Annotated in this window: 14 protein-coding genes; 6 read left to right on the top strand and 8 right to left on the bottom strand. The window is 72.6% G+C overall.

What is annotated here, in order from left to right; genetic code table 11:
* Positions 1-543: 543 nt before the first annotated feature.
* Positions 544-1353 (bottom strand): hypothetical protein, encoded by an 810-nt coding sequence (locus tag RYN42_RS06380; protein WP_315094716.1) that lies wholly within the window; start codon positions 1351-1353, stop codon positions 544-546.
* Positions 1354-1510: 157 nt separating this feature from the next.
* The gene (locus RYN42_RS06375; protein ID WP_315094715.1) at positions 1511-2014 is read right to left on the bottom strand and encodes a DUF6584 family protein; all 504 of its coding nucleotides are present in this window, start codon (positions 2012-2014) and stop codon (positions 1511-1513) included.
* Between the two features lie 133 nt (positions 2015-2147).
* Here RYN42_RS06375 and RYN42_RS06370 point away from each other — a divergent pair, with 133 nt between their 5' ends.
* Together RYN42_RS06370 and RYN42_RS06365 are read left to right on the top strand one after the other, a co-directional pair.
* On the top strand, positions 2148-2588 hold the full coding sequence (locus RYN42_RS06370; RefSeq protein ID WP_315094714.1) for a hypothetical protein: 441 nt from the start codon (positions 2148-2150) through the stop codon (positions 2586-2588).
* A gap of 287 nt (positions 2589-2875) precedes the next feature.
* The gene (locus tag RYN42_RS06365; RefSeq protein WP_315094712.1) at positions 2876-5020 is read left to right on the top strand and encodes a DEAD/DEAH box helicase; all 2145 of its coding nucleotides are present in this window, start codon (positions 2876-2878) and stop codon (positions 5018-5020) included.
* Between the two features lie 4 nt (positions 5021-5024).
* On the opposite strand, the gene RYN42_RS06360 is transcribed toward RYN42_RS06365, so the two are convergent.
* From RYN42_RS06360 to RYN42_RS06350, 3 genes are read right to left on the bottom strand one after another with little or no spacing between them, the layout of a single operon-like run.
* Complete coding sequence (locus RYN42_RS06360; RefSeq protein ID WP_315094710.1) at positions 5025-5654, bottom strand: hypothetical protein; 630 nt, start codon at positions 5652-5654, stop codon at positions 5025-5027.
* Positions 5655-5696: 42 nt separating this feature from the next.
* Positions 5697-6338 (bottom strand): helix-turn-helix domain-containing protein, encoded by a 642-nt coding sequence (locus RYN42_RS06355; RefSeq protein WP_315094708.1) that lies wholly within the window; start codon positions 6336-6338, stop codon positions 5697-5699.
* Positions 6338-6769 (bottom strand): VOC family protein, encoded by a 432-nt coding sequence (locus RYN42_RS06350; RefSeq protein WP_315094707.1) that lies wholly within the window; start codon positions 6767-6769, stop codon positions 6338-6340. The genes RYN42_RS06355 and RYN42_RS06350 overlap by 1 nt, the downstream gene beginning before the upstream one ends.
* A 94-nt stretch (positions 6770-6863) precedes the next feature.
* Between RYN42_RS06350 and RYN42_RS06345 the strand changes: the two genes are divergently transcribed.
* A complete protein-coding gene (locus RYN42_RS06345; protein ID WP_315094706.1) occupies positions 6864-7280 on the top strand; it encodes an NUDIX domain-containing protein in 417 nt (138 codons plus the stop codon).
* Here RYN42_RS06345 and rox read toward each other — a convergent pair.
* A complete protein-coding gene (gene rox, locus RYN42_RS06340) occupies positions 7261-8691 on the bottom strand; it encodes a rifampin monooxygenase (protein ID WP_315094704.1) in 1431 nt (476 codons plus the stop codon). The two genes, RYN42_RS06345 and rox, sit on opposite strands and share 20 nt — an antisense overlap.
* A 139-nt stretch (positions 8692-8830) precedes the next feature.
* Between rox and RYN42_RS06335 the strand changes: the two genes are divergently transcribed.
* Together RYN42_RS06335 and RYN42_RS06330 are read left to right on the top strand one after the other, a co-directional pair.
* On the top strand, positions 8831-9322 hold the full coding sequence (locus RYN42_RS06335; RefSeq protein ID WP_315094703.1) for a GNAT family N-acetyltransferase: 492 nt from the start codon (positions 8831-8833) through the stop codon (positions 9320-9322).
* A gap of 12 nt (positions 9323-9334) precedes the next feature.
* Positions 9335-9928, top strand: coding sequence for a dihydrofolate reductase family protein (locus RYN42_RS06330; protein ID WP_315094701.1), 594 nt, complete (start codon positions 9335-9337; stop codon positions 9926-9928).
* 3 nt (positions 9929-9931) lie between these two features.
* Here the strand turns inward: RYN42_RS06330 and RYN42_RS06325 are convergent, their stop codons facing one another.
* Positions 9932-10576, bottom strand: a complete 645-nt coding sequence (locus tag RYN42_RS06325; protein WP_315094754.1) for a DNA alkylation repair protein — start codon at positions 10574-10576, stop codon at positions 9932-9934.
* A gap of 64 nt (positions 10577-10640) precedes the next feature.
* On the opposite strand from RYN42_RS06325, the gene RYN42_RS06320 reads away from it, so the two are divergent.
* Positions 10641-11396, top strand: coding sequence for a DinB family protein (locus RYN42_RS06320; RefSeq protein WP_315094699.1), 756 nt, complete (start codon positions 10641-10643; stop codon positions 11394-11396).
* Here the strand turns inward: RYN42_RS06320 and RYN42_RS06315 are convergent.
* A complete protein-coding gene (locus tag RYN42_RS06315) occupies positions 11393-12319 on the bottom strand; it encodes a tetratricopeptide repeat protein (protein WP_315094697.1) in 927 nt (308 codons plus the stop codon). The two genes, RYN42_RS06320 and RYN42_RS06315, sit on opposite strands and share 4 nt — an antisense overlap.
* Position 12320 lies beyond the last annotated feature (1 nt).

Here is a 12320-nt window from a genome sequence, read left to right as displayed (position 1 = left end):
CGCGCAGAAGCAGACCAAGCTCAGTCGCCACGCTCTCGGGTGGGCGATCGGAGCGACGATCATCGCCTTTGTCATCGGGTTCGTAATGACCTGGGGACCCTGGCTGCCGCAGCACCCGACGAGGACCATCCAGCCGCGGCACCAGACTCAACGACTCGTGCGCCATCGTCCCCCAGTTGGGCGCTCCGACCCCGACGTCGTCTCGAGCAATTCAGATGCAGACAGCACCGGGCTTGTCTCCGTCGGGGGATGACCTCACGTGCTCCCTGCGGTCTGTCCCGCTCGCGCGGCGGTGATGCTAGCACCACGTACTGAAGGAGGTCGTCAAGAAGGATTGGCGGAGCCATCTGCCACGGGTCTCGCGAGCATGCCGCCGAAACTGGCCGTGCGGCGTGGAGCGTGTCCGTGGTCAGCATGTGGTCAGCAAGGGTGGCGTAGCGGGAGCAATTTCGGAACTACTTGCATGTATTTCTGCTGGTCATGGCGGCGAGGCTTTGCTCGCGTCGAACTCCTAAAGCGGGTGTCGACAGTGGAAACTGCTCCCTACATCGCGAGGTTCTCCCAGCGGCACAGAGCGTTGGAGATCGAGATGTCCGACGCCACTACCTGCAGGATCTCGTCGGGCTCCGGCTGCACGACATCAGGTGTCGCAATGGTCCCGAGCTGCTCCCAACCCATCCGACGCAGATGGGCCTTGCTCAGCGTCCCCAACCCGACGGGTCGCGCCTGGAGTCGTTCGACCGCACGTGCCAGCGTGGGTCGGTGAGGCTCGATCGTGAGGTCGGGCCGGACCGCGTACCAAGCCAGATAGCCCAGCGCGTGGTCCGCGGCTACGACGACGCAGCAGCCCCAGCCGATGGCATCCATGCCGGCATCGACGCCGTCAGGGAAGTAGGGGTTTCGGACGTTCCCGCGGGCGTCGACCGGGAAGGCGAACACCTCGCCCGGCGATACGAGCAAGGGCTGAGGCGAGCGAAGCACTCGTCGCGGCTTGTCGGGGAGTGGACTCTCGAGCTCGTCGCGAAGCGCCAAGAGGGCGACCTCGCGTTTGCGCAGGTCTGCCTCGGACATCTCACGCTCCTCGAGACCGATGAGGTTCGAGCGGTCGTCGATGATGGCCCGCGCGCGCTCTCGGGCAGGGGAGGTGATTCCGCGCTGATGCAACTGGTCGGCCACGACCAGCCAGAAGGTCGTGTAGTCCTCGTCGCCAGGGGTCGCGGCCAACGGCTCGAGCTCCTGGAGAAGTCCCACGATCTCCTCGCCCGAGAGGGGCAGGCGGCACACCGTGCTGATCGTCGTCCTCAGGTCGGCTGCGAAGTCGTCCGAGTAGAGCCCCGGTTCCCATGCGCCCACGAAGCGCTCTCCCTCCAGCGTTCCACCACAGCCTGACGACTGTAGGACCGCACGACGCAGACGCAGGCGCCGCAACGCCCGCGCATCCAGCAGCCGACCTGGCGCCCGAGTGAACGCGTCGGGTCTGCCCCGACCGTCGCGGTCGGGTGCCGTGCTCCTAGAAGATCCAGCCGATGACGGTCACCGCTCCGACGACCACCAAGGCCCCGAGCACGAGGCCAGCTAGCGCGCACCCGATGATCCAGGCGCCCTCCGTCCAGGGCGCGCTCACATCGCGTCCGCCTGTCGACCAGTCCAGCTTCTTGCCCTCCGCCGCTTCCGCCCGCGTGCGGACGTCACGAAGCCGCTGTTGTGCGAACTCGGTCGCAGCCGCCTCTTCGGGCCCACGCCAGGACAGGCCGCGCATGATGCGGACCGGGTTGTGCCGGCAGGCGCGCTCGAACGCGGCGATGTCGCCAGGGGCGGCGTGCTCGTCGAGGTACGACCAGCGCCCAGCTTCGATGTGGTTGCCGTCGAGTCGATAGATCTCGGCCAGCCGCTCACGGGCCTCGAGCCGGTGGGGGAGGCTCTCGACGAGACTCTGCAGACGCCTGCGAGCCATGGCGACGTCGCCCGTGCTGAGGTCGTCCTCGACCCTGGCCAGGGTCCGCTCCACGGTCACGGCGCCACCCTAGGCCGCGGTCGTCGGGCGTCCGACTCATTTGACGGACGCCCGTCCGGTGGCCTCACGGTGGGACTGGAGCTCCCGGACCAGGGCAGTGCTGCACGCGGGCAGGCGACTACGGTGGCTGTCCATGAGCGGTGAACCCGTCGCGTACGACAAGGCGAAGTGGCACTACGACGGCGACTTCCCGCGATGGACGCGGAAGCGTCAGGCCTTCGTCCACACCGGCCTCTTCCTCGCCTGGCTCGCCGACCGCGGCATGGTCGCTGCTGAGCTTCTCACCGAGAGCGCGCGCACCATCGCGGCGATCCGCGACCGCCGCGGGCGGCCGGACGACCTGTACGCCGAGTGGGACGGAGTCCTGATGTCGACGATGCTGACCGAGGAGGCCAACGCGTTCGCGGGCGCCTACTACGAGCAGCTCTACCTCGAGGACTACGACCGCGTCTTCCCTGAGGCCGGCCCCTACGCAGTTCGCGGGACGTGGCAGAGCTACGACCGCATCGCACCCGTGCTCGACGAGCGACTCGACGCGTGGCGCTCGGGGACGATCGGCGCGCCCGAGCGCTGAGACGACGGCTGTCCGTCGGCGGTAGGCTCCCACTGCTGCGGCGTTCGGTCAGGCCGCAGCCCACGCCGCGCGGTGCTCACGCAGACGCCCGGCGGCGTGTCACCATCGGCATGAGCAGGACCCGCGGACCGCGCAGGCGGCGACGCTGCGCGGCGAACTGATCCGTGCGCCCCCGCCGGGGCCCCCTGCGGCACGGTTCGGCGGCCCGACGCGCGTCCGGTCCGCGGCGCGTCGTCGCGCGACTCTCTGCGCCGCGGTCGAGGTGTGGACGCTACGAAGGAGGACAGGTGGCACGACCAGCCCAACGCGGGTCCGGTCGCGCGCGCACGGATCCCGGCGCGCAGCGTCGCCGCGCCCCGCGTCCTGCCGAGCAGGGGATCATCCCGGTGCTCGCCGAGATCGCCCGCGAGGTCGACAGGGCTGTGCAGCGTCCGCCCACCCGCCCCGGCGTGCGCACCAAGTTCCAGGTCGTGGCGCTGCTCGTGCGCGAGGAGCGGGCGCGGGTGATGGCCGACGGCGGCACCGCGGCGCGGCGCACCGAGCAGCTCAAGCGGCTCGACGGCGTCGCGACGATGCTCGCCCGGACCGCTGCGCGGGACACCACGCTGCTCGAGCTGCTGGCCGACGACGCCCGGGTCTCCGACGCGGCGCGGGCCTACAAGGCGACCGTGATGCGCGCCGGAGGGCTGGAGCCGCCGGAGGAGCCTGCACCCGTCGAGAAGGCCGCGCCGGCGCCCACCACGACCACCCGCGTCGTGCCCCGGTCGGTGATCTCGCGCCAGCTGGCCAACCCGTTCCTCGCCCCGGACTTCGAGGCTGCGGCCGAACGGACCGCGACGCGCGCGCGCCGGCTGGCCGGCTGGGAGCTGCTCGACCCCCTGTTCACCTCGTTCGAGCGGGCCGCGACCGGTGCACCCGCCTGCATGACGCTGCCGGCGCCGCGCCCGGTGCCCACCCCCGCCGGCCGGGAGCTGATGCCCCACCAGGCGCAGGTCGTCGCCGCGACGGCCGGCGGGCACCGCACGTTCCTGCTGGCCGACGAGCCCGGGCTCGGCAAGACCGCGCAGGCGCTGCTCGCCGCGCAGGCGGCCAACGCCTACCCGCTGCTGGTCGTGGTGCCCAACGTGGTGAAGACCAACTGGGCGCACGAGGTCGGGCTCTGGACACCGTTCCGCCGGTCGACCGTCGTGCACGGCGACGGTGACCGGATGGACGGGTTCGCGGACGTGGTGATCGTGAACTACGAGCTGCTGGACCGGCACGTCGGCTGGCTCGGCGATCACGGCTTCCGCGGGATGGTCGTCGACGAGGCGCACTTCATCAAGAACAAGTCCTCGCAGCGCTCCCAGCACGTCCTGTCGCTGTCCGAGCGGATCCGTGCCCGCGTCGCCCGGCCGCTGATGATGGCGCTCACGGGGACGCCGCTGATCAACGACATCGAGGACTTCCGCGCCATCTGGCAGTTCCTCGGCTGGATCGACGACACCAAGCCGCTGGGTCCGCTCATGGGCGCCCTCGAGGAGACCGGGCTCACCCCGGCCGACCCCGGGTTCTACGCCGCCGCCCGGGCCAGCGTGATCGACATGGGCATCGTGCGTCGTCGCAAGATCGACGTGGTCGCCGACATCCCTGCGCGCCGCGTCGCGGACCTGCCCGTCGAGCTGGACGGGGCGGTCGGCCGCTCCATCCGCGCGGCCGAGGCGGCGCTCGCCCGGCAGATGGTCGGGCGCTACCGGGCCGCCCTGCAGATGCGTTCCGGCGGCGTCGTCGAGGAGGGGATCGACCACGACCTGGTGCGCCGGGTCGCGGCAGCGGAGCTCAAGGACTCCAGCTCGAAGGCCGGCGGCGAGAACGTGTTCACCATGGTCCGTCGGATCGGTCAGGCCAAGGCCGGGCTGGCCGCCGACTACGCCGCGCAGCTGGCCCGCAACGTGGGCAAGGTGGTGTTCTTCGCCAAGCACATCGACGTCATGGACCAGGCGGAGCAGACGTTCGCCGACCGCGGCATCCGGTACGCGTCGATCCGCGGCGAGCAGACGCCCCGGGTGCGGGCGAAGAACATCGCCGCGTTCGTCGACGACCCCGAGGTGTCGATCGTCGTGTGCTCCCTGACGGCGGCCGGCGTCGGGCTGAACCTGCAGGTCGCGTCCAACCTCGTGCTCGCGGAGCTGTCCTGGACCCACGCCGAGCAGACCCAGGCCATCGACCGGATCCACCGGATCGGCCAGGACGAGCCTGTGACCGCGTGGCGGATCATCGCCGCGCAGACCATCGACTCGAAGATCGCCGAGCTGATCGACAGCAAGGCGGGACTGTCTGCCCGGGCGCTCGACGGGGCGGGGGACGAGGACGTGACGTCGTCTACCGACGTGCAGCTGGAGACGCTGGTCGGCGTGCTCACGGACGCGCTCGCGGCCGAGGGCGTGGACTGAGCCCTCAGCCGGAGAGCGCCCGCGCGAACCAGCTGCCCGGCGGCACGTCCGGCGTCGGCGGTGGGACGGCATCGTGCACCCGGTCCGGCTCGCGCGGCCACAGGACCTCGGTCTTGCCGGCCGCAGCCCGGAGCGCCTCGGCGGGCACGGTCACCGCGGACTCGTCGACGCCCAGGTTCGGGGCCGCGACGACGACGACCAGGTCTCCTGGGGGCGGCGCGGGCGTCAGCCACAGGGAGCTCGACCACTCTCGGCCGCCGCCTCCGCCGTTCCGGTGGGTGAGCACCGGCTCACCCGCGGCGGGCGCGGTGCTCCGGTCGCCGTAGCCGTAGCCGTAGCCGGAGACGACCGTCCGACCGTCGGCCAGCTCGACGCCGACGAGCAGCCCCGCGTTGTAGGTCATGTGCATCGGGTCCTGCTCGTCCGGATCGAGACGACGCCGGATCGCCAGGTCGATCTGCAGCCCGGCGGTGTACCGGGCGAGGCCGACCAGCAGGATCGCGACGTCGTCGGACCGCGCGATGACACCGCTCACGCCGACGGCGGCGGGGACCTCGTTGTCGGGAGGGCTGAACCGGGACCTCAGGAGCGAGAGGTCGTCCGGGTCGCCGGAGAGCGTCATGACCGAGTGCATGGACCTGACCCTGGGCGACAGCCGACGCCCCCGTCAACGGGTTCACGCAGCCAGGTGGAACGTCGTCGCGAAGCGGTCGAGCAGCGCGCCGGGTCCGTGCAGCACCTCGACGACGCCGGTCGCGATCGCGCGGTCGGGGGCCAGCTCGCCGGAGATGAGCCGGCGGATGTCCGGACCGGCGGCGAACGCGAGGTCGACCGGCCCGTCCCCGCGGGTCACGTCGAGGGCGGAGCCGTCCACCCGGATGAGCAGCTCGGCGGAGCCGAAGCGCCCGGCGTAGGCGGTCGGCGGTAGGCCCGCCGCCACCTGCGGCCGGAACGCCGTGCGCAGGGACATGGTCATCGAGTCCGGGGTGATGATCTGCCCCTCGCGCGGATCGCCCATCGCCTTGAACCCCCAGGCGCCGAGCGCGAGGACGACGGGCTCGAGCTCGCGACCGTAGGGCGTCAGCTCGTAGATGATGACGCGCGAGCGCGGGACGCGACGCAGGATGCCGGCCGCCTGCAGCTCCTTGAGCCGCGTCGCCAAGATGTTCGTCGGGATGCGGGGGAGGCCCGCGGCCAGCTCTCCGTAGCGACGCGGCCCGACGAGCAGGTCGCGGACGATCAGCAGGGCCCAGCGCTCGCCCACCAGCTCGAGCGCCTGGGTGATCCCGCAGTACTGCCCGTAGTCGCGCGCGGCCATCAGGCCTGCTGGTCAGCGAGCGCCTCGGGCGCTTGTGCGGCGGCGGGGTCGAACCAGCCGAACTCGAGGATGTTGCCGTCGGGGTCGGTGAGCTGGCGCTGGTACATGAAGCCGTAGTCGGACGCGGGTCGCTCCTCGATGCCGCCCGCGGCGAGCCCGTCGGCGATCCTCGCGTCGACGGCGTCCCGGGAGTCGAGGAAGACGACGGTGGACACCGACGGGTTCACGGCCGGGTCGCCCAGGGGCTTGTCGGTGAACGTCTGGAAGAACTCGCGGGTCAGGACCATGAGGTAGCTGTGGTCCTGCTCGACGACGAAGCACGCGGCGTTGTGGTCCGACATCGCGGGGTTCAGGGCGAACCCGACGCCCGAGTAGAACGCCTTCGCGCGCTCCAGGTCGGTCACCGGCAGGTTGACGAAGATCGCGGTCATGGTGGTCGCCTCTCGTGGGTGTGGGATGTGACGAGGACGACACTTGCAAAAAACAAGTGCGGCGTCAAGACCCCGACGCCCGTAGCGTCAGGTCGTGCCCAGCGTCCGAGCCCTCGCCATCGCCGTGATCCGCCACCCGCGCACCGGGGACCTGTTCGTCGACGAGGTGGTCGAGCCCGGCACCGGGCGCACGTTCCACCGGCCCGCCGGCGGGGGCATCGAGTTCGGCGAGGCCGCGGCGCAGACGCTCCGGCGGGAGCTCGAGGAGGAGTACGGGCTCGGCATCGTGGTCGGGCGGCGGCTCGGCGCGCTGGAGAACCTGTTCACCTACGCCGGCCGCCCGGGGCACGAGATCGTCCTGGTCCACGAGGCCGTGCTGACCGATCCGGACGACTACGACCCCGACCGCCGACCGTGCCGGGACCAGCCCCACATCACCGGCGTGTGGCGGTCGTCGACGGAGGACCGGATCCCGCTCTACCCGAGCGACCTCACCGACCTGCTCGCGTAGCGCCGAACCACCTCGGCAGGTGGCGCAGCAGGTCGTCCTGGTCGTCGCCGATCCACACCACGTGGCCGTCCGGCCGGAGCAGGACCGCGGGGGCGTCGAGGTCGGGGCTGGTGTCGGCGACGTGGTCGACCCGGTCCGTCCAGCCGGTGACGGAGAGCCGGCCGGTCTGGTCGAACAGCAGGCCCCGGCCGGCGCGGGTGAGCTCGTAGAGGCGGCCGCGGGGCAGGGGGACGTCGCGCAGGCGCCTGCCGAGCAGCTCGGGTCCGTCGCCCACGTCGTAGCGGATGCCGGTGCCCGCGATCCGCTCGGCGAGGAGGCTCGCCACGTCGGGCAGCGCCATCAGCTCGGTCAGCAGGCGGCGCACGGCCTGCGGGCCCGGTTCGGGGGAGATCAGCTCGCTCTGCGCCCGGGTGAGGGTGAGCACGTCGTCGGCGACCGGGCGACGCTCCGTGGAGTAGCTGTCCAGCAGGGCGTCCGGCGCCCACCCGGCCACCTCCGCGGCCAGCTTCCAGCCGAGGTTGAACGCGTCCTGGATGCCGAGGTTCAACCCCTGCCCGCCCAGCGGCGGGTGCACGTGCGCCGCGTCGCCGGCGAGCAGCACCCGGCCGACGCGGTACCGGTCGGCCAACCGGGTGGCGTCGGTGAACCGGGACAGCGAGCGGGGCGAGTGGACGCCGAAGTCGGTGCCCGCGTACGCCCGCAGCTGCGTCCGGAACTCCTCGAGGGTCGGCGGGACGGTGCGGTCCTCGGCGACGGTCGCCGCCGGCACGACCGCGCGGAACAGGCCGTCGCCGGCGGGGCCGATGCCGAACCCCCGGTGGGTCGTGCGGACTCGGGCGGAGACGGCAGCCACCTCGTCCGGCTCGGCGGTCACGCGCACCTCGCCGAGGATCCACTCGGTCGCGGCGGGCTCCCCGGGGAAGCCGATGCCGACCAGCCGCCGCACCAGGCTGCGCCCACCGTCGCAGCCGACCAGCCAGCGTGAACGCAGCCGCGTGCCGTCGGCGAGCGCGACGCTCACGCCCTCCTCGTCCTGCTCGACCCCCGCCACCTCGGCGCCCCGTCGGATCTGCGTGCCCAGCTCGGTCGCGCGCTCCGTGAGCAGCCGGTCGGTCACCGGCTGGGGGATGCCCAGGACGTAGCCGTGCGCGGTGTCCAGGTGCGTCGGCGCCTCGATGCCCGCGAAGCTGCCGACGCCGCCGGGGTACTGCTGCCCGTGCGCGAGGAACCGGTCCAGCAGGCCGCGCTGGTCCAGGATCTCGATGCTGCGCGGGTGCAGGCCGAGCGAGCGGACGGCGGCGCTCGGCTCCGTGTCGCGCTCCAGGACGAGCACGTCGACCTGGTGCAGCCGCAGCTCGGCGGCCAGCATCATCCCGGTCGGCCCGCCGCCGCCGATGATCACGTCGCACATGTGGAACCCCTCCCGATGGCCTCGGCCGGCCATTCTGGGCGGGGGAGGGGGTCTTGTGGGAAGCCCCCGAGCGCGCTATAGGTTGCCAGTGGAAGGTGTACGTCCCTCCCTCGTGTCGGGCGGGGCTAGCGTGGCGGGCATGACCACGCCGCTCCTGCGTGCCGCGACACCTGCCGACCTGCCCGGGATCGTGCGGGTGTGGAGCGCGTGCTGGGCGGAGGCTCACGGCGGCCGGGTGCCCCGCGCGCTCGAGCTGGCCCGGACGCCGGAGTCCTGGGAGCCACGTGCCCGCGAGCGGCTCTCGGGCACGTGGGTCGCGGACGTGGACGGGGAAGTGGGCGGCCTCGTGGTGGTGGACGGGGACGAGGTGGACCAGCTCTACGTCGACGCAGCTCACCGCGGGTCCGGCGTGGCCGCGGCGCTGCTGAGGGCCGGCGAGCGGCTGGTCCGCGAGGCCGGTCACGACCGGGCGTGGCTCGCGGTGCTGTCGTCCAACGACCGAGCCCGCCGGTTCTACGCGCGCCAGGGCTGGGCGGACGAGGGCGCCTTCGAGCACCGCGCGGACGGCGGCGAGGGCCGCACCGTGGGGGTGGAGTGCCACCGGTACGCCGTGGCGCTCGCCCACCGCTGAGGAGGGACGGGCATGGCCGAGCTGATCGTCGACTTCATCACCTCCCTGGACGGTTTCGGTGCCGCCGACGGGTGGCCGGGGTTCTGGGGACTCGAGGCGCCCGAGTACCTCGCGTGGCTCGACCAGCTCCCCGACCGGAGCCACACCCTCCTGATGGGCGCCACGACCTACCGGCTGATGTCCTCGTTCGCCGACGGCACGATCGAGACGCGCGACGCGGAGAAGGACGCCATCGACGAGCTCTCCGCGGCGACCAAGGTCGTGTTCTCCTCCACCCTGGAGGCTCCGCTGACCTGGGGGAGCTGCCGGCTCGTGCGCACCGACGCCGCCGCCGAGGTGCGCGCGATGCTGGACGCCGGGGTCTCGCTGCGCACCCTGGGCAGCGTCAGCCTGTGCCGGAGCCTGCTGACCGCAGGGCTGGTGGACAGGGTGCGGGTGGGCGTCTTCCCGGTGATCAACGGGGCGACCGGGCGTGACCGGATCTACGACGGGTACCCGGACGTCTCGTTGCAGCTGGTCCAGAGCCGGACGTTCGACGGTGCGATCCAGGTGCTGGAGTACGTGCCGACGGTGCTCGACGCCCCTCCGGCGGCGGGGCTGGGCTGAGGGCTACCCGGCGCCCTGCCGCCGGACCATCTCCGTGATCCAGATCGGTGCGTACGGGGACGTGCAGCCCGGCGGCGTCGGGTAGTCCTCGAGGACCCGCAGGCGCTCGCCGATGGCGAGGGCGCGCGCCCGGAGCGCGGGGTGGTGGATGCCGATCATCGCGAGGCACGTGTTCATGGCCCACTGCAGGCGGTCCGGCGCACCCTGCATCTGTACCTCGACCAGGTCGAGCAGCCCGTCCAGGTCCAGCCCGTCGGGGCTCTTGGCCACCCGGTCGCTGGTCAGGTCCCAGCCGGCGCTGGCCACCACGGGGTCGGCGTCGGCGAACCACGCGGTGCGCAGCTGCTCGACGTGCGGGCTCTTCTTGACGACGTAGCCCACCAGCCAGTCGTGCACCTTGGGCACGCGCGCCTCGCGCAGCATGGCGTCCAGCTCCGCCGCGCTGTACGCCTTGGGGCGGCAGACCAGGAGGGCGACGAGGCGCGCGGCGGTGTCTCCGGTCTCCCACAGCAGGCCGGCCAGCTCGTGCTGGGTCTTGAGGTTCTTGGCGACCGCGCGCAGCCGGGTGAGGTTCACACCGTGGTCGTCCCCGTGGCGCTCGTTCACCGCCCGGATCCGGGGGTCCTCCAGGGCCGCCAGGTCCGCCATCACCTCGCCGACAGTCGCCACCCCCCGACCCTAATGTCAGTGCCCGGGAGCAGACTGCTCACCCATGACGACCTTCACCCGGTCCGACGACCTGCAGGGCGCGCTGTTCCGCGGAGCGAACCTGCGCGGCGCGCGGTTCGTCGGCTCCGACCTGTCCGGCGTCGTGATGCGCGGGGTGGACGTGGACCTGGCCGACATCGACGCGCCGTGGCTGCCCGAGGGCGACAGGTTCCTGGTCAACGGCGTGGACGTGATCCCGTTCGTCGAGGCGGAGCTGGATCGACGCTTCCCCGGTCGCGGCCAGCGGCGCGCGCAGGACCCGGACGGGCTGCGTGCCGCGTGGGAGGTGCTTCAGGCGACCTGGGCGGCCACGCTCGTGCGCGTCGACTCGACTCCGGCCGGCACCGTCGACGTGTCGGTGGACGGCGAGTGGTCGTTCTCGCAGACCTTGCGGCACCTGGTGATGGCCACGGACACGTGGTTGGGCCGGGCGATCCAGCAGCGGGAGCAGCCGTACCACCCGCTCGGGCTGGCCAACGCCGGCGCGGAGGCCGACGGGCTGGACCTGTCGATCTTCCGGACGGCCACGCCCGCGTTCGACGAGGTGCTCGCGGTCCGTACGGACCGGGTGGCGATGGTGCGGGACTTCCTGGCGACGGTGACGCCCGAGGAGCTGGACGCGCCGCGCACCAACCCCTGGGCGCCGCAGTACCCGGAGACCGTCCGCTCCTGCCTGCACACCATCCTCGAGGAGGAGTGGGAGCACCACCGGTTCGCCGTGCGCGACCTCGACACGATCGCCGCAGGCCCCCCCGCCTAGAGAGATCGGGTCACGGGGCCGACCACTCGGCCGTCGGCCTCGGCCCAGTCCCCGAGCAGCGCCCTGACTTGGTCGGCGTCGCCGGCGACGCCGAACCGGCGGGACGGCACCCACGCCGTCTCGTGCTGGTGCTCGTCACCGGGCCGGCCCTCGCTGCACGCCCGGCACAGCAGGTGCAGGTTCGCCGTCCAGTCCTCCGCCGCCAGTCCGCGGTCCTCGGCGAGCGCGGTCAGCGCGTCGGCGTCGGACGCGTCGCGCGCCTCCACGTCCACCGTCCAGGTGACCCACGCGGACCGGGCGAGCAGCAGCAGCTCGTCGAACACGGAGACCCACGCCCGCCCGTCGAACCGCTGGCCGTGCGGCACCCCGTCGGTGAGCACCACGTCGCCGTAGCGGTGCCCGGAGTCCGGCGAGGGCACGTTCACCACCCGGGCGTGCGCGGGGGAGAGGCGCTCCGCCCACACCACCTCGGTCGCGTGCACGACGCCGTCGATCGCCAGGGGCTCGGCAACCAGGTCCGTGTCCGCCGGGTTGAGCCGGACCGGGATCATCCCGAGCCGCATGGTGATCGGGCCGTCGCCGTCCGGAACCCGCACCCCGAACGCCCGCCAGCCGCGCCGCGCCTGCTCCCAGTCACCGAGCGCGGTGGCCGCGATGCCCAGGTTCCAGCCGGCGGGGTTCTGCTCGACGTCGCCCGGCCCCACCTCCAGGGCTCGGGCGTTGAGGCGCAGGGCCTCGGGCCAGTCGCGCCGCCGCTTGGCAAACAGGGCGAGGTCGAACCAGAACACGTGGTCGCTGGGGTCCGCGGCGACGACCTGCCAGGCCAGCCGCTCCGCCTCGACGTGGTCGCCGGCGTCGTCCGCCGCCCGGTACGCCGCCCGGAGCCGGTCGGCGTCGTCGCCGGAACGCCGTCTGGTGCGCATG

Origin of the sequence: uncultured Cellulomonas sp., assembly GCF_963527515.1 — a bacterium.
In the GTDB taxonomy this organism is placed as follows: Bacteria; Actinomycetota; Actinomycetes; order Actinomycetales; family Cellulomonadaceae; genus Cellulomonas.
This window is presented reverse-complemented; position numbering and strand designations above follow the sequence as displayed.

Excerpts from the sequence above, each read along its gene's own strand:
- RYN42_RS06320 (WP_315094699.1), top strand. The coding sequence starts at position 10,641 with ATGACGACCTTCACCCGGTCCGACGACCTGCAGGGCGCGCTGTTCCGC.
- RYN42_RS06325 (WP_315094754.1), bottom strand. The coding sequence starts at position 10,576 with ATGGCGGACCTGGCGGCCCTGGAGGACCCCCGGATCCGGGCGGTGAAC.
- RYN42_RS06330 (WP_315094701.1), top strand. The coding sequence starts at position 9,335 with ATGGCCGAGCTGATCGTCGACTTCATCACCTCCCTGGACGGTTTCGGT.
- RYN42_RS06350 (WP_315094707.1), bottom strand. The coding sequence starts at position 6,769 with ATGACCGCGATCTTCGTCAACCTGCCGGTGACCGACCTGGAGCGCGCG.
- RYN42_RS06335 (WP_315094703.1), top strand. The coding sequence starts at position 8,831 with ATGACCACGCCGCTCCTGCGTGCCGCGACACCTGCCGACCTGCCCGGG.
- RYN42_RS06355 (WP_315094708.1), bottom strand. The coding sequence starts at position 6,338 with ATGGCCGCGCGCGACTACGGGCAGTACTGCGGGATCACCCAGGCGCTC.
- rox (WP_315094704.1), bottom strand. The coding sequence starts at position 8,691 with ATGTGCGACGTGATCATCGGCGGCGGCGGGCCGACCGGGATGATGCTG.
- RYN42_RS06370 (WP_315094714.1), top strand. The coding sequence starts at position 2,148 with ATGAGCGGTGAACCCGTCGCGTACGACAAGGCGAAGTGGCACTACGAC.
- RYN42_RS06360 (WP_315094710.1), bottom strand. The coding sequence starts at position 5,654 with ATGCACTCGGTCATGACGCTCTCCGGCGACCCGGACGACCTCTCGCTC.
- RYN42_RS06315 (WP_315094697.1), bottom strand. The coding sequence starts at position 12,319 with ATGCGCACCAGACGGCGTTCCGGCGACGACGCCGACCGGCTCCGGGCG.